The organism is Variovorax sp. V118 (assembly GCF_041154445.1).
Classification (GTDB): Bacteria; Pseudomonadota; Gammaproteobacteria; order Burkholderiales; family Burkholderiaceae_C; genus Variovorax; species Variovorax boronicumulans.
The window spans coordinates 124157-143602 of the sequence record NZ_AP028663.1 but is presented as its reverse complement, the minus strand read 5'-3'; the positions used below and the strand labels follow the sequence as shown (position 1 = coordinate 143602).

Sequence of the window (19446 nt, the reverse complement as noted above, 5' to 3'; positions counted from 1 at the left end):
CCATGTCCTACCTCGCTCCCCTCTTCATTCACCTGCTGTGCGCCGCCTTCTGGGTCGGCGGCATGGCCGTCATGCACTTCGCGGTGCGCCCCGCCGCCGTCGCCACGCTGGAGCCGCCGCTGCGCCTGCGCATGATGGCCGCGACGCTGCGGCGCTTCTTCATCGGGGTGGACGCGTCGGTCACGCTGCTGTTCGTGAGCGGCTTCGCGATGATCCTCGCGACCGGTGGCTTTCGCGCCGTGCACTGGCGCGTCGAGGCCATGATGGGCATCGCGCTCGTGATGGCGGCGGTCTATGTCTACATCCGCGCCTCGGTGTTCCGCGCGCTGCGCCGCGCGGTGGACGACAACGCCTGGCCCGTGGCGGCCGCGCGGCTGAACACTGTGCGCCAGCTGGTGACGCTGAACCTCGCGCTGGGCGTGGTGGTGTTCGCGGTGGCGGTGATGGGGCGCGGCGGCTAGGCCGCAGGCCCCTTCAACTCAACGCCGTTGCCATCGGGATCTTCGAGGTAGATCGAGGGGCCGCTGCCCTCGGCTCCGAAGTTGTTCTGCACCTCGCCCTGCACCGGCACGCCGTGCCGCGCCATGCGCGCGCGGATCGCGGCCTCGTCGAAGGGCTCGATGCGCAGGCAGAGGTGATCGACGTTGCGGCCCTCGCGCCCGGCCAGCGCGCCGCCCTGGCGGCCCAGCTTGCCGTCGTGCGTGACGAGGTCGATGAGGCTGCTGCCGGCGCGCAGATGCACGAGGCCGAGGTCGTCGCGGCGCTTCTCGAGCGTGCAGCCGAGCACGTCGCAGTAGAAGGCCATGGACCGCGCGGCGTCGCGCACGCGCAGCACGACGTGGTCGATGCGCAGCACCGCGAACGGGGCCGCATCGGCTGCGGAAGCAACAGGAGACGAAGCAGGCGGGCGCGTCATGCCCGCCAGTGTGTCAGACCACCCCGGCCGCGCGCAATGCCTCGAAGCGCGAGGCGTCGACGCCCATCTCGGCCAGCACCTCCTGCGTGTGCTGTCCGAGCGCGGGCGGCGCGCGGCGCAGCACGGGCGGCGTGGCCGTGAGGCGCAGCGGGCTCGCCACGCCGGTGATGCTGGCGATGCCGTCGCCCGCGTCGCGCGGCAGCGTGACGGCCAGGCCGCGTGCCTTGACCTGCGCGTCGTCGAAGGCCTGCGCGATGTCGTTGATGGGGCCGCAGGGCACGGCCTTGTCTTCGAGCAGCGCGACCCAGTCGGCGGTGGTGCGGGTGCGCGTGAGCTCTTCCATCATCGGGATCAGCACGCCGCGGTGTTTCACGCGCAGCGTGTTGGTCGCAAAGCGTTCGTCGGCGGCCCACCCGGCGTGGCCGGCGGCTTCGCAGAAACGCGCGAACTGGCCGTTGTTGCCGATGGCCAGCAGCATTGCGCCGTCCTGCGTCGGAAAGTCTTGATAAGGCGCGAGGCTCGGGTGCGTGTTGCCCTGGCGGCCCGGCGCCTTGCCGGTGTTGAGAAAAGCGCTCGCCTGGTTGGCGAGGATGGCCATGCCCACGTCGAGCAGCGCCATGTCGATGTGCTGGCCTTCGCCGGTGCGGTCGCGCACCTGCAGCGCCGCGAGGATGGCGGTGCTGGCGTACACGCCCGTGAACAGGTCGGTGAGCGCCACGCCCACGCGCAGCGGGCCGCCGCCGGGTTCGCCGTCGGGGCGGCCGGTGATGCTCATCATGCCGGTCATGGCCTGGATCATCAGGTCGTAGCCCGCGCGCTCGGCGTAGGGGCCGTCGTGGCCGAAGCCGGTCACGCTGCAGTAGATGAGGCGCGGGTTGGCCGCGCGCAGGCTTTCCTGGTCGAGGCCGTACTGCTTCAGGCCGCCGGTCTTGAAGTTTTCGACCACGATGTCGGCCTGCGCCGCCATCTGCTGCAGCAGCGTCTGCCCTTCGGGCGTGGCCATGTCGATGGTGACCGAGCGCTTGTTGCGGTTGCAGGAGGTGAAGTAGCTGGCCTGGTCGGTGTCGTGGCCGTTCGCGTCCTTCACGAAGGGCGGACCCCAGGTGCGCGTGTCGTCGCCGACGCCGGGGCGTTCGATCTTGACGACGTCGGCGCCCAGGTCCGCGAGGATCTGCGTGCACCACGGGCCCGCGAGCACGCGGGACAGATCGAGGACCTTGATGCCGTCGAGTGCTGCGGGCTTGGTGGTCATGCGTCCGATCAGTTCGCGAAAGCGGCGATGCCGGTGATGGCGCGGCCCAGGATCAGGGCGTGGATGTCGTGCGTGCCTTCGTAGGTGTTGACCACTTCGAGGTTCACCAGGTGGCGTGCCACGCCGAACTCGTCGCTGATGCCGTTGCCGCCCATCATGTCGCGCGCCATGCGGGCGATGTCCAGCGACTTGCCGCAGTTGTTGCGCTTCATGATCGAGGTGATCTCGACCGCGGCGATGCCCTCGTCCTTCATGCGGCCCAGGCGCAGGCTGCCTTGCAGGCCCAGCGTGATCTCGGTCTGCATGTCGGCCAGCTTCTTCTGGATCAGCTGGTTGGCGGCGAGCGGGCGGCCGAACTGCTTGCGGTCCAGCGTGTACTGGCGGGCGCGGTGCCAGCAGTCTTCGGCGGCACCGATGGCGCCCCACGAGATGCCGTAGCGGGCGCTGTTCAGGCAGGTGAACGGGCCCTTGAGGCCTTGCACTTCGGGGAAGGCGTTTTCTTCAGGGCAGAACACGCCGTCCATCACGATTTCGCCGGTGATGCTGGCGCGCAGGCCGACCTTGCCATGGATGGCGGGGGCGGTCAGGCCCTTCATGCCCTTTTCGAGCACGAAGCCGCGGATCGGGCCGACGGTGCCGCTTTCGCTGACTTCCTTGGCCCACACCACGAACACGTCGGCGATGGGCGAGTTGCTGATCCACATCTTCGAGCCGCTCAGCGAGTAGCCGCCCGGCACCTTCTTGGCGCGCGTGGCCATGCTGCCGGGGTCGGAGCCGTGGTCGGGTTCGGTCAGGCCGAAGCAGCCGATCCATTCGCCGGTGGCGAGCTTGGGCAGGAACTTCTGCTTTTGTGCTTCTGTGCCGAATTCGAAGATCGGCACCATCACCAGTGAGCTCTGCACGCTGGCCATCGAGCGGTAGCCCGAATCGACGCGCTCGACTTCGCGGGCAATCAGGCCGTAGGCCACGTAGTTCAGGCCGGGGCCGCCGTACTGCTCGGGGATCGTCGGGCCGAGCAGGCCGAGCGCGCCCATTTCGCGAAAGATCGCGGGGTCGGTTTCGCCGGTGCGAAAGCCTTCGATGACGCGGGGCGCCAGGCGCTCCTGGCAGTAGGCGTTGGCCGCGTCGCGGATCATGCGTTCTTCGTCGGTCAGCTGCTGGTCGAGAAGAAGGGGGTCGTCCCAGTGGAATTGCGCTTTGGCGGCCATGTGGATGTCTCCGGAAAAGGAAGAAGAAACAAAAGAAGGGGGAATGCGGTCGATCGTAGCCACGCAGGAGGCCCGGCGCAAACGATGAATCCTCACCCAGATATGCGTCTGACGCACATCTTGAGAGATGCATCTTGTTGATTTGCTGGTGAAACCATAGCGCCAGTCATACACTCCCGGCATACATGCGCCGCAAGATCCCGCCCCTGCAGACCCTCGTGTGCTTCGACGCCGCCGCGCGCCACGAGAGCTACACGCGCGCCGCGCAGGAACTGGCGCTCACGCAGAGCGCGGTGTCGCGCCAGGTCGGGGCGCTCGAGGCCTTCCTGGGCGTGGCACTGTTCCGCCGCACGCGGCACGGCGTGGCGCTCACGGCCAGCGGCGCCGCCTACGCGCGCCAGATCGCCCGCCGCCTGGAGGCCATGGAGCGCGACACGCTCGACGCCATGGCGCACCAGGGCGAAGGCGGGTCGCTGTCGCTGGCGGCAGTGCCCACCTTCGCCACGCGCTGGCTGGTGCCGCGCCTGCGCGGTTTTGCGGCGCTGCAGCCCGACGTGGTGGTGCACATCGAGACGCGCACCCGCCCCTTCCTCTTTGCCGACGCGGAGTTCGACGCCGCGCTGTACGCCGGCACGCCCGCGCAGGTCGAGAACTGGGCCGGCACGCGCGCACTGCTGCTCATGCATGAAGACGTGGTGCCCGTGTGCAGCCCTTCATTGCTACCCCACGGCAAGGCCGTGTCGCCCGAAGCCATCGCGCGGATGCCGCTGCTGCAGCAGAGCACACGTCCCGACGGCTGGCGCCAGTGGTTCGACGCGCAGCAGGTCGACGCGCCCACCGCGCGTGGCGGCCCGCGCTACGAGCTGTTCTCGATCCTCGCCGCGGCGGCCTCGCACGGGCTCGGGGTCGCGTTGATGCCGACGATGCTGGTGGCCGACGAGTTGGCGCGTGGCGAGCTGGTGGTGGCCTGCCCGCGGGCGCTGTCGGGGGAGCGCAGCTATTACCTGGTGACGCCGGAGCGGGCGGACCAGCGGCCGTTGTTGAAGTTGTTCAGTGATTGGTTGCTGGGGCAAGCCCGCCAAGGTTGAGAATGCGCGCCATGCCGCGCGACAGCCGCTCCGAGTACGAATGGCGCATGCACAAGGTGCTGACGCACATCGACGACCGCCTGGACGAGGCACTCGATCTCGCGGCGCTGGCCAACGTGGCGCATTTCTCGGCGTACCACTTCCATCGCCTCTTCGCGGCCTGGGCCGGCGAGACGCTGGGCGACTACATCCGGCGCCGCCGCGTGGAGGTGGGCGCGCTGCGGCTCGCGACGCAGCCGCGCCTGTCGGTGCTCGAAGCAGCGGTGTCGGTGGGCTTCGGTTCGGGCGAGGCGTTCACCCGCGCGTTCCGCGCGCGTTTCGGCAGCGCGCCCAGCGCGTGGCGTGCATCGCACGACTGGTCCTTGCCCTGCGACGACCCCTCACGCAATAGCAATCCTGATCAGATCGCCCTGCACGGCTTCACGAAGAATGGATCTCCATCGCGCAACGCCGCGCATCATCAGGAGCCACCCGTGAATGTCCAGCTGATCACCCGCTCTCCCGTCACCATCGCCTACCTGCGCTACACCGGCCCGTTCGGGGCGCCGGTGGGCGCGTTCTGGGCCGAGAAGGCCGCGCCCTGGATCGGCGCGCACAAGCTGTGGTCGCATGCGCGCTACGGCATCAGCCACGACGACCCGAGCATCACCGCACCCGAGCACTCGCGCTACGACGCCTGCGTGGAAGTGCCCGACGATTTCGTGCCCGATGGCGGCTTCCAGAAGACGGTGCTGCCGGGCGGACGCTATGCCGCGCTGCGGTTCCAGGGCCTGCCCGAAGAAATCAACGACGCATGGACGCGCCTCATGCGCGACTGGCTGCCCGCGAGCGGCTTCCAGTTCGACAGCCGGCCCGCGTTCGAGTACTACGCGCCCGACATGGCCTTCGACGAGAAGACAAGCGCGTTCGAATGCGACATCTGCATTCCGATCGCGCCGCTCTGAAAGGCGCGGGCCGGCAACTGGCCAGCGCGGCGTGATCAGCCCTTCGCGGGCCGGGCGCCTTCCCGCGCATAAGCTTCGATCATCGCCGGAAAGGCGTCCATCGCAGGCAAGGTGCCGAAGCTGTGCTTCGCGGGCGTCGTGGCCCACGGCAGCTTCTCGTCGGTCCAGGTTTCCGCAAAGGGCGCGACCCATTCGTGCCGGTCGAGCATGGTGGCGCGCAGGTTGACGAAATAGTCCATGCCCTCGGTGCGCGTGAACATCCAGCTCATGCAGTGCGGGCAGAAGAAGTGGTGCGACTCCTCGCCGTGCAGCCCGCCGACGACAGGTTCGCCCGACACCACTTCGAAGCCCGGCGCGGGGATGGCCAACGACAGCGAGAACGCACTGGCGCTCATGCGCTGGCAGCCGGTGCAGTGGCAAGCCATGGCCAGCAGCGGCGGTGCGGTGATCCGCAAGCGCACCTGGCCGCAGCGGCAGCCGCCGGTCCAGGGGAGTTGCCAGTCGCTGGCGGTGTCTTGGGGGGTGTGGTTCTGGGTGCTCATTGAATGTGAATGCTTTCAGGCTTGGTCTTCAGGATGATCGCTCAAGCCGGGCCCTGCCCCATCGAAACCCGCGTCCGAAAACGGCGAGCCCGCATCCCGCCGCCGCGCGACACTGCCCGCATGAGTTCTTCCGTCGCCGCCCGCATCCACGCCCTCGACTGGCCCCGCATCGATGCCGACCTCGCCGCGCGCGGCTGTGCCGTCACCGGAGCGTTGTTCACGCCCGCGGAATGCGCCGCGCTCACGGCCATGTACGACGAGGGCGCGCGCTTTCGCAGCCGCGTGGTCATGCAGCGCCACGGCTTCGGCCAGGGCGAGTACCAGTACTTCGCGAACCCGCTGCCTTCCAAACTCGTGGCGTTTCGCAGCGCGCTGTACGAACGCCTCGCGCCGCTGGCCAATGCCTGGGCTGCGGCCATGGGCCAGCCGGCCGACTACCCGCCGGACCACGCGGCCTACCTCGCGCGCTGCCACGCGGCGGGCCAGTTGCGCCCCACCCCGCTGCTGCTGCGTTACGGCGAGGGCGACTACAACTGCCTGCACCAGGACCTGTATGGCGACCTGCAATTTCCGCTGCAGCTCACGGTGCTGCTGAGCCGGCCCGGCGAAGACTTCACGGGCGGTGAGTTCGTGCTGACCGAGCAGCGCCCGCGCATGCAGTCGCGCGCCGAGGTGGTGTCGCTCGCGCAGGGTGAGGCCGTGATCTTCGCGGTGAACCAGCGGCCCGTGGCGGGCACGCGCGGCAGCTACCGCGTGACGATGCGCCACGGCGTGAGCCGCGTGCGCAGCGGACAGCGCCACACGCTGGGCCTGATCTTTCACGACGCGCGCTGAATAGAACGAACGTCCGTTCGCAATCAAGCCCTCGGGCGCAGCAACATCGCACCAAGCGTGCAAAGTTGCACACATGTACCAAATACAGGCGAAAATCCCGCGCGCATCCGGGGGATTGCCAGGATGGCCGGCGCACACGATCGGCCCCGCAACACCCTCCGGACGCCGGACCACGACCTCGTGAGGAGGAGCCGGGGTCCGTTCCGAGTTGTCGTCAGGGAGCTGTATGTACAAGGAATCGTCCGGGCCACCGGATGGGACGGGTCGCCCGTCTTTCGCGCACGTCACCACGCCGGTGCCACCATCCCCGTCCCCTTCCACCGCCGAGAGTCCGCCGCCCCGACGCCCGCGTCGCTTCCGGGTCGATGTCGGCTCCATCGTCAGTGCCGTGGCGCTCGCGCAGTCGCTGCTGCTGGTCACGCTGGGCTACTGGGGCTCGCAGCGGCTGGTGACGACGATCGGCACCTCGGCGCACAAGTCGAACCACGACCGCACCGAGGACAAGGTGCTGGCCTTCCTGGCCAAGGCCGAGTCGGCGGTCGGCGCGATCGGCAGCTCGCCCAGCCTCACGCCCGCGGGCGAGAACGTGGACCGCACGGCCGAGCTCCTGTGGACGCTGCTGCAGCAATCGCCCGAACTCGACAGCGTCTACGTGGCGAACGTCGAGGGCAAGATGTTGATGGCGCTGCGCTACCCGGTGCCGGCGATCCGGCACATCGCGCGCGGCGACGGCTTCACCACCGAGACCTGGCAGTACAAGCTGCCGCTGGGTTCCGAGGCCGATGTGCAGCAGCGCTTTGCCACGCAGCGCGTCGAGGCCTACCGCAGCAACTACAACCCGACGCAGCGCAGCTGGTTCGTGCAGGCGCGCAAGACGCAAGGGCCGGTGTGGACCAGTCCCTATGTGTTCGCCGCCGCGCAGGAACTGGGCGTGACCTACGCGCTGCCGAGCCAGCGCCGCCAGTCCGAAGGCAGCCCGCAGGCGATGGTGGTGGCAGGCGACGTGTCGCTGGGCCGGCTGTCGGAGTTCGTGCGCCTGTTCAGCCGCAACGGCAACGGCAACAGCGCGCTGCTCAGTGCCGACCACAAGGTGCTCGCGCGCAGCGACATGCCGGGCGTGCTGCACACGCTGGAGGCGCCCACGGGCGCGCTCGGTGCACTGAACGCGCAGATGGTGGCCGACGGCATCGCCGGCAGCGGCAGCGACACGGCCTTCGCCTTCAGCCACGAGGGGCGGCGCTACCTGGTGCAGGCCTCGCGCATTCCCGCCACCGGCTGGCAGCTGGTCAGCTGGGTGCCCGAAGACGTGCTGCTGGGCGGCCTGCGCCGCGCGGTGGCGTGGTCGTTGCTGCTGGCGCTGGTGTTCCTGGGGCTGGCGCTGTACATGTCGCTGAAGCTCTCGAAGCTGGTGACGGCACCGGTCGAGAACCTCTCGCGCATCGCGCACCGCATCGGCCGCCTCGAGCTCGACGACCTGCCGCGCGAGCCCAGCCGCGTGCTCGAGATCCAGCACCTCGATCAGGCGCTCGACGATTCGGCGCGCAGCCTCAAGGCCTTCAGCAAGTTCGTGCCGGTGGACGTGATCAACCAGCTGGTGGCGCAGGGCCACGCGCTCGCGCCCAACGGCTCGCCGCGCCAGGTGACGGTGATGTTCACCGACGTGGAAGGCTTCACGTCGATCTCCGAATCGATCGCGGCCGACGTGCTGGTGCGCCAGCTGACCGACTACTTCAACCTCGCGGCCGCGGTGTTCGCACGCCACGGCGGCGTGATCGACAAGTTCATCGGCGACGGCATCATGGTGCTGTGGGGTGCGCCGGCCGACCTGGAAGACGCCGAGTACAAGGCCTGCCGCGCCGCGCTCGAGCTGCACGTCGAGATGCACCAGCTCAACCGGCAGTGGGCCGAACAGGGCCTGCCCGAGTTCCGCACGCACATCGGCATTCACACGGGCGTGGTGGTGGCGGGGGTGCTGGGCTCGAACGACCGGCTGTCGTACACGGCGTTCGGCGACGTGGTGAACGTGGCCAGCCGCATCGAAGGCGCGAACCGCCAGCTGGGCACGCGCATGCTGATCTCGGAAGTCACCTACGCGGCCCTGAACGGCCGGCTGGCCACGCGGCGCATCGAAGAGCTGGTGGAGCTGCGCGGCCGGCAGACGCGCATGGTGCTCCACGAATTGCTGACCTGATCTGAACTGACCCGCGCGAACGTCGTGTCGCGCGGGTGCTCGATCAGCGCGAGGGGCGCGGCGGCGGCGGTGGCGTGGCCACGCGCACCAGCATCAGGTTGGCGGTCGTGCCGTTGCCCTGCGTGAGCACCGAATACTGCGTGTCGTTGATGAACAGCAGCTGCTCGCCGCGCGTGATGCGCGCCGCGACGGCGTAGCGCATGCGCGGGTCGATGCGCGCGGCATCGACGCTGAGTTCGAAGGCAAAGGGCGGCTGCTTGCCGTTGGCGGGAATGCGCTGCTCGGCGAGCACGACCGACGGCGCGTCCATGCGCGACACGTCGAGCAGTTGCACGCGCACTTCGGCCGCGGGGTCGAGCGCGATGCGCTCGCGGTAGGCCACGGTGCCCGTCACGCGCAGCGGCGCGACGGCGGGTTGGGCCGGCGTGCCCGGCGAGCCGCCCGCGCAAGCGCTCAGGACGGAGGCGCCGGCAACGGCGGAGAGCATGAGGAGGCTGGTGCGTCTTTTCATCGCCCCATTATGCGGAGGCCCGCTGTGCAGCAAAAGCCACATACCAGTCCAGGCTGCCGGGGTTTGCCATCGCCTCGCGGTTCACTACCTTCTCGATGGGCTGGCCCAGCAGCAGCTTCTTGATGGGCAGCTCCTGTTTCTTGCCCGAGAGCGTGCGCGGAATCTCGGCCACCTGGAAGATGTCGTTGGGCACGAAGCGCGGCGACAGCGAGGTCTTGATCGCGTTGTTGATGCGCGTGCGCATGGCCTCGTCGAGCGCCACGCCGGGGCGCAGCACCACGAACAGCGGCATGTAGCTGTCGCGGCCCAGGTATTCGAGGTCGACCACCATCGAGTCGAGCACCTCGGGCAGGCCTTCGACCGCGCTGTAGATTTCGCTGGTGCCCATGCGCAGGCCCTGGCGGTTGATGGTGGCGTCGCTGCGGCCGTAGATGATGCAGCCGCCGTCGCTGCCGACCTTGATCCAGTCGCCGTGGCGCCACACGCCAGGGTAGGTGTCGAAGTAGCTCGACACATAACGTGCGTTGCCTTCGTCGCCCCAGAAGTACAGCGGCATCGACGGAATGGGCTGCGTGCACACCAGCTCGCCGACCTCGCCGATGACCGGCTGGCCCTGCTCGTTCCAGGCCTCGACCGCATGGCCGAGTTCGCGGCACTGCATCTGGCCCGGCACTTCGGGCAGCTCGCGGTTGCCGCCGACGAAGGCGCCGCAGAAGTCGGTGCCACCCGAGATGTTGCACCACCACACCTCTTTCGAGCCCGCGTCGAGGATCTGCTGCGAGCCCCAGCGCTGCACCTCGTCGGGCAGCGGCGAGCCGGTGCTGCCGAGCGCGCGCACGCGCGACAGGTCGCCGCAATCTTTCGCGACGAGCCCCGCCTTCATGCAGTTGGTGAAGTAGGCCGCGCCCGCGCCGAAGAAGGTGACGCGGTGCTTCGCCACGAAGCGCCACAGCACGCCCCAGTCGGGTTTGTCCTTGCTGCCCGCCGGGTTGCCGTCGTAGATGCAGATGGTGGCGCCGAAGGCCAGGCCCGAGAGCTGCGAGTTCCACATCACCCAGCCCGTGGAGCTGTACCAGTGGTAGCGCTCGCCGAAGTTGTTGGCGCCGTAGCTCGCGCCCACGTCGTTGTGCAGGCCGCAGGCGTGCATGGTCAGCAGGATGCCGCCCTGCCCGTGCACGATGGGCTTGGGCAGGCCGGTGGTGCCGCTCGAATAGACGATCCAGATCGGGTGGTCGAAGGGCAGCCATTCGGGCTCGAAGGCTGCGACTTCGGCGTCGTCGCGCGCGATGGCCTGCTGCCATTCGACGTCGTGCGCCACCGCGTTCGCGGCGAAGGGCGACTGCACGAGCAGCAGCTTCTGCACGCTCGGCAGTTGGCCGCGCAGCTCCTGCAGCACGGTGCTGCGATCGAGCGGCTTGCCGCCGTAGTGCACGCCGTCGACCGCGATCAGCAGCGTGGGTTCGATCTGGCGGAAGCGGTCGGCCACGGCGGCCGTGCCCATGTCGGGCGCGCACACGCTCCACACCGCGCCGATGCTGGAGCACGCGAGAAACGCCACCATGGTTTCGGGCACGTTCGGCATGTAGGCGGCCACGCGGTCGCCGCGGCGCACGCCGAGCGACTTCAGCGTGAGCGCCACCGAGGCCACCTGCCGGCGCAGCTCGGGCCACGACAGCTCGCGCACCTCGCCGCGTTCGTTGTCGCTCACGATGGCAGGCAGGCCGGCCGCATGGGCCGCGTCGGCGTGGCGCAGCACCTCGCGCGTGTAGTTGACCTGCGCGCCGGGAAACCAGCGCGCGCCGGGCATGCGACGTTCGGCGAGCACCGCGGTGTGCGGCGTGGGCGAGCGCAGGCCGGCGTAGTCCCAGATGCTCTGCCAGAAGGCATCGAGGTCGGTGACGGACCAGCGCCACAGCGCGTCGTAGCTGTCGAAGGCCAGGCCGCGCGTGTCGCGCAGCCAGTTCTGATAAAGGCGGATCTGGGGGATGTTGGGAGCGGGCATGCCACGAGCGTAGCGCCGCGAACGGCCGTGCTCAATGAGGGTTGACCTCAGGGTTTGTACGTGTGTTCAACATTTTTGTACAGCCGTTCAATACGCCCCCATGAACGCTCGCACACCGCCGGCCCGCAAACGCAGCGCCTCTCGAGGCTCAGGCACCTCAGGCGCCCCGACCGTCGCGCCCGAGCCCGCGCGACCCGACCGCCGCCAGGCCATCCTGCTGGCGGCCGAGAAGCTCTTCGCGCAGCACGGCTACCACGCGGTGACGATCCGCCAGATCGCCGAAGAAGCCGGCGTGCCGCTCGCGCTGGTGGGCTACTACTTCGGCCCGAAGCACGAGCTGTTCCACGCGATCTTCGAACACTGGAGCCACAGCATCGAGGAGCGGCTCGCGCGCCTGGCGGCCGTGACCATCGACCCGGACGACGCGCGCACGCTGCCGCGCATCATCGAGGCTTTCACCGCGCCCGTGCTGGCGCTGCGCGCGAGCACCGAGGGCGAGTACTACGCACTGCTGGTGGCGCGCGAGCTGTACCACGCCACCGAGGAAGCCGACCGCGTGCTGCGCGGCTACTTCGATCCGCTGGCCGAGGCCTACATCGACGCGCTGCACGTGGCACTGCCGCACGCCACGCGCAGCCAGGTCGCATGGGGCTACCAGTTCGCGCTGGGCGCGCTGCTGCACCACCTGACCGACAGCCGCATCGAACGGCTCTCGCGCGGCGAGAACACACGCGCCGACCCGGCCGTGGCGCCGATGCTCGTGAACTTCATCGCCGGCGGCCTGCGCGCCGCGCTGCCGAAACCGAAGGCCACGTCGAAGGCCCCCGCCGCCAAGTCCTCACGCACGAAAAAGACCATCCCCAGGAGACCCCAGCCATGATGAATAGACGCACCCTGCTGTCGGCGCTCGCGGCCGCATCGGCCACCGCCTCGTTGCCTTCGCGCGCCCAGCAGGCCCACCCGAAGATCGTGTTCGGCTACACGGCGGTGACCGACTTCGCCTCGGTCTTCGTGGCGGCCGAAGAGGGCTACTTCAAGAAGCGCAGCCTCGACGTGGAGCTGAAGTTCATTCCGCTGAACTCCACCATCCCGGCCGCGCTGCAGTCCGACTCGCTGCAGATCGGCGGGCCCACGCCCTCGGTGTTCCTGCAGGCGGTGGACGGCGGACTCGACCTCGTGCTGGTGGCCGGCGGCGGCCTCACCTCGAAGACGATCACGGGCTTCGGCCTGGTGGCGCGCGCGGGCTCGGGCATCAAGAGCGCGCAGGACTGCGTGGGCAAGAAGATCGGCGTGCCGGGGCTCGGCGCCTTCCTGCACGTGACCTTCCGCGCGTGGCTGAAGGACAGCGGCGTCGACTACCGCAAGGTCAACTTCATCGAGGCCGCGTTCCCGCAGCATGCCGACCTGCTGCGCGGCGGCTCGGTCGACGCGGTGGTGTCGGCCGACCCGTTCATGAGCCGCATCACCGAAAGCGGCGCGGGCTACGTGGCCTCGTACTACTCGACCTTCCTGCCCGAGAACAACCAGACCATCGTGCACGCGGCCAAGCGCGAGTGGGTGGCGAAGAACCCCGCCACCGCGCGCGCCTTCCGCGAGGCGCTGGTCGAGGCCGGCGCCTTCATCCAGCAGCCGAAGAACGACGCGAAGGTGCGCACGGCCATCGGCAAGTACATCAAGCTGCCGCCCGAGGTGCTGGCCAAGGTGCAGGTCTCGCCGCCCGGCCCCTTGGTCACCGACAAGCAGCTGGGCTACTGGACCGGGCTCATGAAGGAGCAGGACATGCTCAAGACGAACATCGACGTTGCAAAGCTGATCGCCAAGTGAGCGCGACCGCCGATTCCTTCTTGCGCTTCGACGGCGTCACCATCCGCCTCGGCGGGCGCGAGATCCTGTCGCCCACCTCGTTCGACGTGGCGCGCGGCGAGTTCGTGTGCATCGTCGGCCCGAGCGGCTGCGGCAAGACCACGCTGCTGCGCGCGGCCAGCGGCCTCGTCACGGCCAGTGCCGGTGAGGTGCGGCGCAAGGGCGTGCCGATGACGGCACCCTCGCGCGAAGTGGCCTTCGTGTTCCAGGACTACGGCCGCGCGCTGCTGCCGTGGCGCACGGTGGAAGGCAACGTGAGCCTGGCGCTCGAAGCGGCCGGCGTGCCTGCCGCCGAGCGCGCGCCGCGCATTGCCGACGTGCTCGGCAAGGTCGGCCTGGCGAAGCACGCGCACAAGTTTCCGGTGCAGCTGTCGGGCGGCATGCAGCAGCGCGCGCAGATTGCCCGCTGCCTCGCGCAGAAGCCCGAGCTGATGATGATGGACGAGCCCTTCGGCGCGCTGGACGCGCTCACGCGCCAGAGCCTGCAGGACGAGCTCGCACGGCTGGTGCGCGACGACGGGCTCACGGTGCTGTTCGTCACGCACGACCTCGAAGAAGCCATCTACCTCGGCGACCGTGTGATCGCGCTGCAGGCCAACCCCGGGCCGGGGCGGCCGAGCCTGGCGCGGATGATCGACGTGAAGATCCCGCGCCCGCGCGACCAGCTGACGACCAAGGAGCATCCGGAGTACCTGCAGTTGCGGCGTGAGCTGTTCGCCTTCATCGAGCAGGGCCATGACTGAAGGTCGCCTCTTTCGCTGGCTGCGGCCGTGGGTGTTTCCCGCGCTGCTGGTCGGTGCCTTCGAGTGGTACGCGCGGCGCGCGGCGGCACTGGGCAGCGATGCGCTCGCACCGCCGAGTGCGGCGGGCAAGGCCTTCGTCGGCGCGGCCATGGACGGCTCGCTCTGGCAGGCCACGGGCTTCACGCTCGGCACGGCGGCGCTGGGCCTGCTGCTGGGTGCGGTGCTCGGCATTGCATTCGGGCTGGTGCTCGGGCTCTCGCGCCGCGCGGCGCAGCTGGGCGCCGTGTCCATCGAGGTGCTGCGCCCCGTGCCGTCGGTCGCGCTGATCCCGCTTGCGATGCTGGGCTTCGGTTTCGGCGTGCGCATGGAAGTGGCCATCGTCGCCTTCGCCACCTTCTGGCCGCTGCTGGTGCTGGTGCAGTCGGCGGTGCAGCAGATCGAGCCCCGGCTGCTCGAGGTGAGCCGCGTGCTCGGGCTGTCGGCGCGCGAGCGCGCTTTCAAGATCGTGCTTCCGGCCATCGTGCCTCGCCTCTTCGTCGCGCTGCGCCTGGGCGTGGCCGTGGCGCTGGTGGTGGCCGTGACGGTCGAGATCGCCGCGAATCCGCACGGCATGGGCTACGCGATGATGATCGCGCAGCAGAGCTTCGACCCCGCGCTGATGCTCGCGTGGTTGGGCTGGATCGGCGTGGTGGGCTTCGCGGTCAACGCGGGCATGGTGCGCCTGCAATCCCTGGTCGCGCGCCGCATGGGGGTGCAGCCATGAACAACCACCGCAACGACCGACTGGGTCTGGGGTGGCTGGGCTCGGTGGGCGTGCTGCTCGCACTGGTCGCGCTGTGGTGGGTGGCGAGCAACGCGGGCTGGGTCAGTCGCGTGTTCCTGCCGACGCCGCAAGCCACCTTCGCGAGCCTGCTCGAAGGGCTCAACCTCTCTTCGGGCAATTCAGGCAATGGCGAACTGCTCGCCTTCACGCAGGCCACGGTGGGCCGCATGGTCGAAGGCTGGCTGCTGGCGTCGCTCTTCGGCGTGCTGCTGGGCGCGGCCATCGGCGTGTCGCCCGCGGTGCGCGCGTGGGTGCAACCGACGCTGGAGTTCATCCGCCCGCTGCCCGCCTCGGCGCTGCTGCCGCTGGCCATTTCGATCTTCGGGCTGAACCCCGGCATGGTGCTGTTCGTGGTCGCCTTCGGCGCGATGTGGCCGGTGCTGCTGGCCACGGTGCACGGCTTCGCCGCGGTGGAGCCGCGCCTGTCGGAAGTGGCGCGCTGCCTGCAGATGTCGCGCACCGCGTACATCTGGAAGATGGGCCTGCCCAATGCCATGCCCGACATCCTGGCCGGCATGCGGCTGGCGCTGACCATCGCGCTGATCGTCGCGGTGGTGGGCGAAATGATCGCCTCGCAAAGCGGCCTGGGCCAGGCCATCCTGCTGGCGGCGCGCGCCTTCCGCGCCAGCGACCTGTTCGCCGGCATCGTGCTGCTCGGGCTCATCGGCTTCGTGAGCAACGCGCTGCTGGCCTTTGCAGAAAAGCGCCTGCTGCGGTGGCAGCAGCCTTGACCGACTCCCTCCAATCCAACACCCCACAAGGAGCCTCGCCATGCCACGCAAGTTCGTCGACCTGTCGATCTTTCTCGAAAACGACGTGCTGTCCGATCCACCGGCCTTCGCGCCGAAGATCCAGTACTTCACGCACGAGCACACCTTCGAGCAGATCGAGCCCTTCTTTCCCGGCCTGAAGAAAGAAGACCTGCCCGACGGCGAAGGCTGGGCCGTGGAGCTGGTGCAACTGTCCACGCACAACGGCACGCACCTCGACGCGCCCTATCACTTCCACTCGACGATGGACAAGGCGCTGGGCGAGAAGAAGCCCGCCATCGCGATCCACGACGTGCCGCTCGAATGGTGCTTCCAGCCCGGCGTGAAGCTCGACTTTCGCCACTTCGCCGACGGCTACGTGGTCACGGCCGCCGATGTCGAGGCCGAGCTCAAGCGCATCAACCACACGCTGAGCCCGCTGGAGATCGTGGTGGTCAACACGCGCGCCGGCTCGCGCTACGGCAACCCCGACTACGTGTCGGCCGGCGCGGGCATGGGCTACGAAGCCACCATGTACCTGCTGGAACGTGGCGTGCGCCTCACGGGCACCGACGCCTGGAGCTGGGACGCGCCCTTCGTGCACACCGCCAAGAAGTACGGCGAGACGCACGACGCCTCGCTGATCTGGGAAGGCCACAAGGCCGGCCGCGACATCGGCTACTGCCACATCGAGAAGCTGCACAACCTCGAGGTGCTGCCGCCCACGGGCTTTTTCATCAGCTGCTTCCCGCACAAGATCCGCGGCGCCTCGGCGGGCTGGACGCGCGCGGTGGCGATCTTCGATGACGCGCTGATGGCGTCGGTGTGAACATGATCGAACTCAACCACACGCACGACGCCGGCGCCCGCAGCTGGGTCGCTTCGGCCAACGTCGCGGGCAGCGACTTTCCGATCCAGAACCTGCCGTACGCGATGTTCCGCCGCACCGGCAGCCCCGAGCCGTTTCGCGGCGGCGTGGCCATCGGCGACCAGGTGCTCGACCTCGCGGCGCTGGCCGCGGGCTCGCACGTCGACGGCCTGGCGCTCGATGCGGCGCGCGCCGCCGCCCTGCCCGCGCTGAACGATTTCTTCGCGCTCGGCCCGCCCGCCTGGCAGGCGCTGCGCCATGCGGTCTTCGCACTGCTGCACAGCGATGCGCCGGCCGCGACGGTGGACGACCTGCGCGGCTGCCTCGTGCCGCAGGCCGAGGTCGAATACACCGTGCCCGCGCGCATCGGCGACTACACCGACTTCTACACCTCGATCGACCACGCGCTGAACATCAGCCGCCTGATGAACCCCGACGGCGACGTCACGCCCAACTTCCGTTGGGTGCCGACCGCGTACCACGGGCGCGTGTCGACCATCGGCGTGAGCGGCCAGCGCTTTCACCGGCCGATGGGCCAGGCCATGGCGCCCGGTGCGAAGGCGCCGACCTACCAGGCCTGCGCGCGCCTCGACTACGAGCTGGAGCTGGGCGTGTGGATCGGCCAGGGCAATGCGCAGGGCGAGGCGATTCCGCTCGCGCGCGCGGAAGAACACATCTTCGGTATCTGCCTGCTCAACGACTGGTCGGCGCGCGACATCCAGTTCTGGGAGATGGCGCCGCTCGGGCCCTTCCTGGCAAAGAACTTCGCCACCACGATCTCGCCATGGATCGTGACGATGGAAGCGCTGGCGCCCTACCGTCAGGCGTGGACGCGGCCCGCGAACGAGCCGCAACCGCTGGCCTACCTGGAAAGCAGCGCGAACCGCGAAGGCGGCGCGCTCGACATCCGCCTGGAGGTCTGGCTCGAAAGCGAGAAGGCACGCCAGGACCAGACCGGACCATCGCGCCTGTCGGCCACGAGCTTCAAGCACCAGTACTGGAGCGTGGCGCAGATGGTGGCGCACCACACGGTGGGCGGCTGCAGCCTGAACCCGGGCGACCTGTTCGGCAGCGGCACCATCTCGGGCCCCGGCGAGGGCGAGGCCGGCGCGATCATCGAGCTGACGCGCGCGGCCCAAACCCCGGTGACGCTGGCCAACGGCGAGACGCGTGGTTTTCTGGAAGACGGGGATGCGGTGCTGCTGCGCGGCTGGTGCGAGAAGCCCGGCCATGCGCGCATCGGTTTCGGCGAGAGCCGGGGGACCGTGCTGCCGGCGCGAGGTTGAAAGCGACGCGCCAATGAAAAAGGCCACCTGGTGAGGTGGCCCTTTTCATGCGATTTGGAGCGGGAAAAGAGTCTCGAACTCTCGACCTCAACCTTGGCAAGGTTGCGCTCTACCAACTGAGCTATTCCCGCGTGAGCCTCAGATTATAGGGTGGTTTGAGGCGGTTTGCCATCTTCCCCCGAAAAAATTTGAAATCAGGCCCCGAACACCAGCGCGCGGTGCATCGACACCCCGGCGAACAGCCCGTCGGCCGAGGCCAGCGTGGCGTTGGAAAAAGCCATCGCCACGTCGCCCGCCGCGTACACGCCGGGCACCGTGGTCGTCTTCATCGCATCGACGCGCAGCACCGGGCCCGTGGGGCCGTCGTCGAACGCGCAGCCCAGCTGCTCGGCCAGCGGACTGGTCGGCCGCGTGTGTGGCGCCACGAACAGCGCCTCGATCGGCACGCGCCGGCCGTCGTCCAGGCGCACGGCCGCCAGGTCCGTCCCCTGCCCTTCGACGCCGGCGATGCGTCCGGGCTCGAGAGTCACGCCGCGTGATTGCAGCCGGGCGCGTGCCTCGGCATCTGGCCCTTCCTCACCATTCAGGAAGAGCGTGGTCGGGCCCCACTCGGCGATCAGCAGCGCGTGGTCCGGCGGGTGCGCGCTGTGAAAGAGCACGCCCAGCGGGCGATCACCGAACTCGTAGCCGTGGCAGTAGGGACAGTGCAGCACACTCTTTCCCCAACGCTCGCCGAGGCCCGCAATGTCCGGCAGGCCGTCCTGCACGCCGAAGGCCATCAGCAGCTTGCGCGTCGACAGCTGTTCCCCGCTGTTCAACAAGACCGTGAAGCCCTCCGCGCCATCGGCCGTCGCCGCAGTCACCGTGCCTTCGACGAAGGTGACGGACGGATAGGCAAGCAGCTTGTCGCGCGCATCGGCAATCATCTGCAGCGGCGGCATGCCGTCCTGCCCGAAGAAGCCATGCGAGGCCGCGGCGAAGCGGTTGCGCGGTGCGCCCGCGTCGACCACGCAGACCTTCCTGCGTGCGCGCGCCAGTTGCATGGCAGCGGAGAGGCCGGCAAAGCTGCCGCCCACGATGAGTGCGTCATGACGCATGTGCGATGTCCTTCGCGGTGAAGCCGCCGCCCGTCATGCGGCGATGAAAGTCCCTGGAAAGATCGGCCAGCGTGATCCCGTTGAGCCGCCGCAGCAGCAGCGCCTCGGCCTCCTGGCAGGCGCCGTCGAGCGCCGCGTTCACCGCCTGCTCGACGATGCAGCCCGGGCTCTCGGTGCGGTTGCCCATGGCCAGCAATGCAGGCGCACCGACGGCGTTATGGATGTCGCCCAGCGTCACCGAGCCCAGCGAACACGACAGCACCCACCCGCCGCCATGCCCCTTGGCCGAGCTGACGAAGCCGGCCTGCCGCAGCCCCGCCATGAGCCTTCGCACGACCACGGGGTTCGTCTGCATCGCCGCGGCGAGCGCCTCGGAGGTGATGGGGGCGTTCAGCTCGGCCATGTGCAGCAGCACGTGGAGCACGCCGGAAAGCTTGCCGTCTCGTTTCATGCAACATTATGAGTTGCATGTTTTCAATGGCACTGCGCGTCGCACCAAGAAACCCCGGATCGGGCGGGGATTTGCAAA

General features: G+C 69.1%; 20 protein-coding genes and 1 tRNA gene. 12 read left to right on the top strand and 9 right to left on the bottom strand.

Annotated features, from left to right (window positions below; genetic code table 11):
* Positions 1–2 precede the first annotated feature (2 nt).
* Positions 3–461, top strand: a complete 459-nt coding sequence (locus ACAM52_RS00675) for a CopD family protein (RefSeq protein ID WP_369645803.1) — start codon at positions 3–5, stop codon at positions 459–461.
* Here the strand turns inward: ACAM52_RS00675 and ACAM52_RS00670 are convergent.
* From ACAM52_RS00670 to ACAM52_RS00660, 3 genes are read right to left on the bottom strand one after another with little or no spacing between them, the layout of a single operon-like run.
* Complete coding sequence (locus ACAM52_RS00670; RefSeq protein WP_369645802.1) at positions 458–916, bottom strand: VOC family protein; 459 nt, start codon at positions 914–916, stop codon at positions 458–460. The genes ACAM52_RS00675 and ACAM52_RS00670 overlap by 4 nt on opposite strands.
* 13 nt (positions 917–929) lie before the next feature.
* The gene (locus ACAM52_RS00665) at positions 930–2168 is read right to left on the bottom strand and encodes a CaiB/BaiF CoA transferase family protein (protein WP_369645801.1); all 1239 of its coding nucleotides are present in this window, start codon (positions 2166–2168) and stop codon (positions 930–932) included.
* Between the two features lie 8 nt (positions 2169–2176).
* Complete coding sequence (locus tag ACAM52_RS00660) at positions 2177–3376, bottom strand: acyl-CoA dehydrogenase (protein WP_062470370.1); 1200 nt, start codon at positions 3374–3376, stop codon at positions 2177–2179.
* Positions 3377–3561: 185 nt separating this feature from the next.
* Here ACAM52_RS00660 and ACAM52_RS00655 point away from each other — a divergent pair, with 185 nt between their 5' ends.
* Both ACAM52_RS00655 and ACAM52_RS00650 read left to right on the top strand, forming a co-directional pair.
* Positions 3562–4464, top strand: coding sequence for a LysR substrate-binding domain-containing protein (locus ACAM52_RS00655; protein ID WP_369645800.1), 903 nt, complete (start codon positions 3562–3564; stop codon positions 4462–4464).
* 11 nt (positions 4465–4475) lie between these two features.
* Complete coding sequence (locus ACAM52_RS00650) at positions 4476–5408, top strand: GyrI-like domain-containing protein (protein WP_369645799.1); 933 nt, start codon at positions 4476–4478, stop codon at positions 5406–5408.
* A 35-nt stretch (positions 5409–5443) separates the two neighbouring features.
* On the opposite strand, the gene ACAM52_RS00645 is transcribed toward ACAM52_RS00650, so the two are convergent.
* Positions 5444–5950 carry a GFA family protein gene (locus tag ACAM52_RS00645; protein WP_369645798.1) on the bottom strand — a complete coding sequence of 169 codons (507 nt, stop codon included), beginning with the start codon at positions 5948–5950 and terminating at the stop codon, positions 5444–5446.
* A gap of 120 nt (positions 5951–6070) precedes the next feature.
* Between ACAM52_RS00645 and ACAM52_RS00640 the strand changes: the two genes are divergently transcribed.
* Together ACAM52_RS00640 and ACAM52_RS00635 are read left to right on the top strand one after the other, a co-directional pair.
* Positions 6071–6784 carry a 2OG-Fe(II) oxygenase gene (locus ACAM52_RS00640; RefSeq protein WP_369630815.1) on the top strand — a complete coding sequence of 238 codons (714 nt, stop codon included), beginning with the start codon at positions 6071–6073 and terminating at the stop codon, positions 6782–6784.
* Positions 6785–7010: 226 nt separating this feature from the next.
* Positions 7011–8975, top strand: coding sequence for an adenylate/guanylate cyclase domain-containing protein (locus tag ACAM52_RS00635; protein ID WP_369645797.1), 1965 nt, complete (start codon positions 7011–7013; stop codon positions 8973–8975).
* Between the two features lie 43 nt (positions 8976–9018).
* Here the strand turns inward: ACAM52_RS00635 and ACAM52_RS00630 are convergent, their stop codons facing one another.
* Both ACAM52_RS00630 and ACAM52_RS00625 read right to left on the bottom strand, forming a co-directional pair.
* Positions 9019–9462 (bottom strand): YbaY family lipoprotein, encoded by a 444-nt coding sequence (locus ACAM52_RS00630; RefSeq protein WP_369645796.1) that lies wholly within the window; start codon positions 9460–9462, stop codon positions 9019–9021.
* 31 nt (positions 9463–9493) lie between these two features.
* Entirely contained in the window at positions 9494–11488 is a 1995-nt protein-coding gene (locus tag ACAM52_RS00625) for an acetoacetate--CoA ligase (protein ID WP_369645795.1), read from the bottom strand.
* A gap of 100 nt (positions 11489–11588) precedes the next feature.
* On the opposite strand from ACAM52_RS00625, the gene ACAM52_RS00620 reads away from it, so the two are divergent.
* Genes ACAM52_RS00620 through fahA form a run of 7 tightly spaced genes read left to right on the top strand, consistent with a single transcriptional unit; the run spans position 11589 to position 17820 of the window.
* Positions 11589–12368 (top strand): TetR/AcrR family transcriptional regulator, encoded by a 780-nt coding sequence (locus ACAM52_RS00620; protein ID WP_095743088.1) that lies wholly within the window; start codon positions 11589–11591, stop codon positions 12366–12368.
* Positions 12365–13312 carry an ABC transporter substrate-binding protein gene (locus ACAM52_RS00615; protein WP_369645794.1) on the top strand — a complete coding sequence of 316 codons (948 nt, stop codon included), beginning with the start codon at positions 12365–12367 and terminating at the stop codon, positions 13310–13312. The genes ACAM52_RS00620 and ACAM52_RS00615 overlap by 4 nt, the downstream gene beginning before the upstream one ends.
* On the top strand, positions 13309–14094 hold the full coding sequence (locus ACAM52_RS00610) for an ABC transporter ATP-binding protein (RefSeq protein ID WP_369645793.1): 786 nt from the start codon (positions 13309–13311) through the stop codon (positions 14092–14094). The genes ACAM52_RS00615 and ACAM52_RS00610 overlap by 4 nt, the downstream gene beginning before the upstream one ends.
* Positions 14087–14857, top strand: coding sequence for an ABC transporter permease (locus ACAM52_RS00605; protein ID WP_369645792.1), 771 nt, complete (start codon positions 14087–14089; stop codon positions 14855–14857). The genes ACAM52_RS00610 and ACAM52_RS00605 overlap by 8 nt, the downstream gene beginning before the upstream one ends.
* On the top strand, positions 14854–15648 hold the full coding sequence (locus ACAM52_RS00600; protein ID WP_369645791.1) for an ABC transporter permease: 795 nt from the start codon (positions 14854–14856) through the stop codon (positions 15646–15648). Before ACAM52_RS00605 ends, ACAM52_RS00600 begins: the two co-directional genes overlap by 4 nt.
* A gap of 40 nt (positions 15649–15688) precedes the next feature.
* Positions 15689–16495, top strand: a complete 807-nt coding sequence (locus ACAM52_RS00595) for a cyclase family protein (RefSeq protein WP_095743084.1) — start codon at positions 15689–15691, stop codon at positions 16493–16495.
* A gap of 2 nt (positions 16496–16497) precedes the next feature.
* Positions 16498–17820, top strand: a complete 1323-nt coding sequence (gene fahA, locus ACAM52_RS00590) for a fumarylacetoacetase (protein WP_369645790.1) — start codon at positions 16498–16500, stop codon at positions 17818–17820.
* Positions 17821–17875: 55 nt separating this feature from the next.
* Here the strand turns inward: fahA and ACAM52_RS00585 are convergent.
* The 3 genes from ACAM52_RS00585 to ACAM52_RS00575 form a co-directional block, all read right to left on the bottom strand.
* A tRNA-Gly gene (locus ACAM52_RS00585) sits at positions 17876–17951 on the bottom strand.
* A gap of 63 nt (positions 17952–18014) precedes the next feature.
* Positions 18015–18917 carry an NAD(P)/FAD-dependent oxidoreductase gene (locus tag ACAM52_RS00580; protein WP_369645789.1) on the bottom strand — a complete coding sequence of 301 codons (903 nt, stop codon included), beginning with the start codon at positions 18915–18917 and terminating at the stop codon, positions 18015–18017.
* Positions 18907–19368 carry an Rrf2 family transcriptional regulator gene (locus ACAM52_RS00575; protein ID WP_369645788.1) on the bottom strand — a complete coding sequence of 154 codons (462 nt, stop codon included), beginning with the start codon at positions 19366–19368 and terminating at the stop codon, positions 18907–18909. Before ACAM52_RS00575 ends, ACAM52_RS00580 begins: the two co-directional genes overlap by 11 nt.
* Between the last annotated feature and the right edge of the window lie 78 nt (positions 19369–19446).

Bases quoted from the DNA above. Each gene is read 5' to 3' on its own strand.
- ACAM52_RS00580 (WP_369645789.1), bottom strand. From the start codon at position 18,917: ATGCGTCATGACGCACTCATCGTGGGCGGCAGCTTTGCCGGCCTCTCC.
- ACAM52_RS00670 (WP_369645802.1), bottom strand. From the start codon at position 916: ATGACGCGCCCGCCTGCTTCGTCTCCTGTTGCTTCCGCAGCCGATGCG.
- ACAM52_RS00630 (WP_369645796.1), bottom strand. From the start codon at position 9,462: ATGCTCTCCGCCGTTGCCGGCGCCTCCGTCCTGAGCGCTTGCGCGGGC.
- ACAM52_RS00660 (WP_062470370.1), bottom strand. From the start codon at position 3,376: ATGGCCGCCAAAGCGCAATTCCACTGGGACGACCCCCTTCTTCTCGAC.
- ACAM52_RS00600 (WP_369645791.1), top strand. From the start codon at position 14,854: ATGAACAACCACCGCAACGACCGACTGGGTCTGGGGTGGCTGGGCTCG.
- ACAM52_RS00645 (WP_369645798.1), bottom strand. From the start codon at position 5,950: ATGAGCACCCAGAACCACACCCCCCAAGACACCGCCAGCGACTGGCAA.
- ACAM52_RS00655 (WP_369645800.1), top strand. From the start codon at position 3,562: ATGCGCCGCAAGATCCCGCCCCTGCAGACCCTCGTGTGCTTCGACGCC.
- ACAM52_RS00620 (WP_095743088.1), top strand. From the start codon at position 11,589: ATGAACGCTCGCACACCGCCGGCCCGCAAACGCAGCGCCTCTCGAGGC.
- ACAM52_RS00640 (WP_369630815.1), top strand. From the start codon at position 6,071: ATGAGTTCTTCCGTCGCCGCCCGCATCCACGCCCTCGACTGGCCCCGC.
- ACAM52_RS00650 (WP_369645799.1), top strand. From the start codon at position 4,476: ATGCCGCGCGACAGCCGCTCCGAGTACGAATGGCGCATGCACAAGGTG.
- ACAM52_RS00595 (WP_095743084.1), top strand. From the start codon at position 15,689: ATGCCACGCAAGTTCGTCGACCTGTCGATCTTTCTCGAAAACGACGTG.
- ACAM52_RS00625 (WP_369645795.1), bottom strand. From the start codon at position 11,488: ATGCCCGCTCCCAACATCCCCCAGATCCGCCTTTATCAGAACTGGCTG.
- ACAM52_RS00615 (WP_369645794.1), top strand. From the start codon at position 12,365: ATGATGAATAGACGCACCCTGCTGTCGGCGCTCGCGGCCGCATCGGCC.
- ACAM52_RS00575 (WP_369645788.1), bottom strand. From the start codon at position 19,368: ATGAAACGAGACGGCAAGCTTTCCGGCGTGCTCCACGTGCTGCTGCAC.
- fahA (WP_369645790.1), top strand. From the start codon at position 16,498: ATGATCGAACTCAACCACACGCACGACGCCGGCGCCCGCAGCTGGGTC.
- ACAM52_RS00665 (WP_369645801.1), bottom strand. From the start codon at position 2,168: ATGACCACCAAGCCCGCAGCACTCGACGGCATCAAGGTCCTCGATCTG.
- ACAM52_RS00605 (WP_369645792.1), top strand. From the start codon at position 14,087: ATGACTGAAGGTCGCCTCTTTCGCTGGCTGCGGCCGTGGGTGTTTCCC.
- ACAM52_RS00635 (WP_369645797.1), top strand. From the start codon at position 7,011: ATGTACAAGGAATCGTCCGGGCCACCGGATGGGACGGGTCGCCCGTCT.
- ACAM52_RS00675 (WP_369645803.1), top strand. From the start codon at position 3: ATGTCCTACCTCGCTCCCCTCTTCATTCACCTGCTGTGCGCCGCCTTC.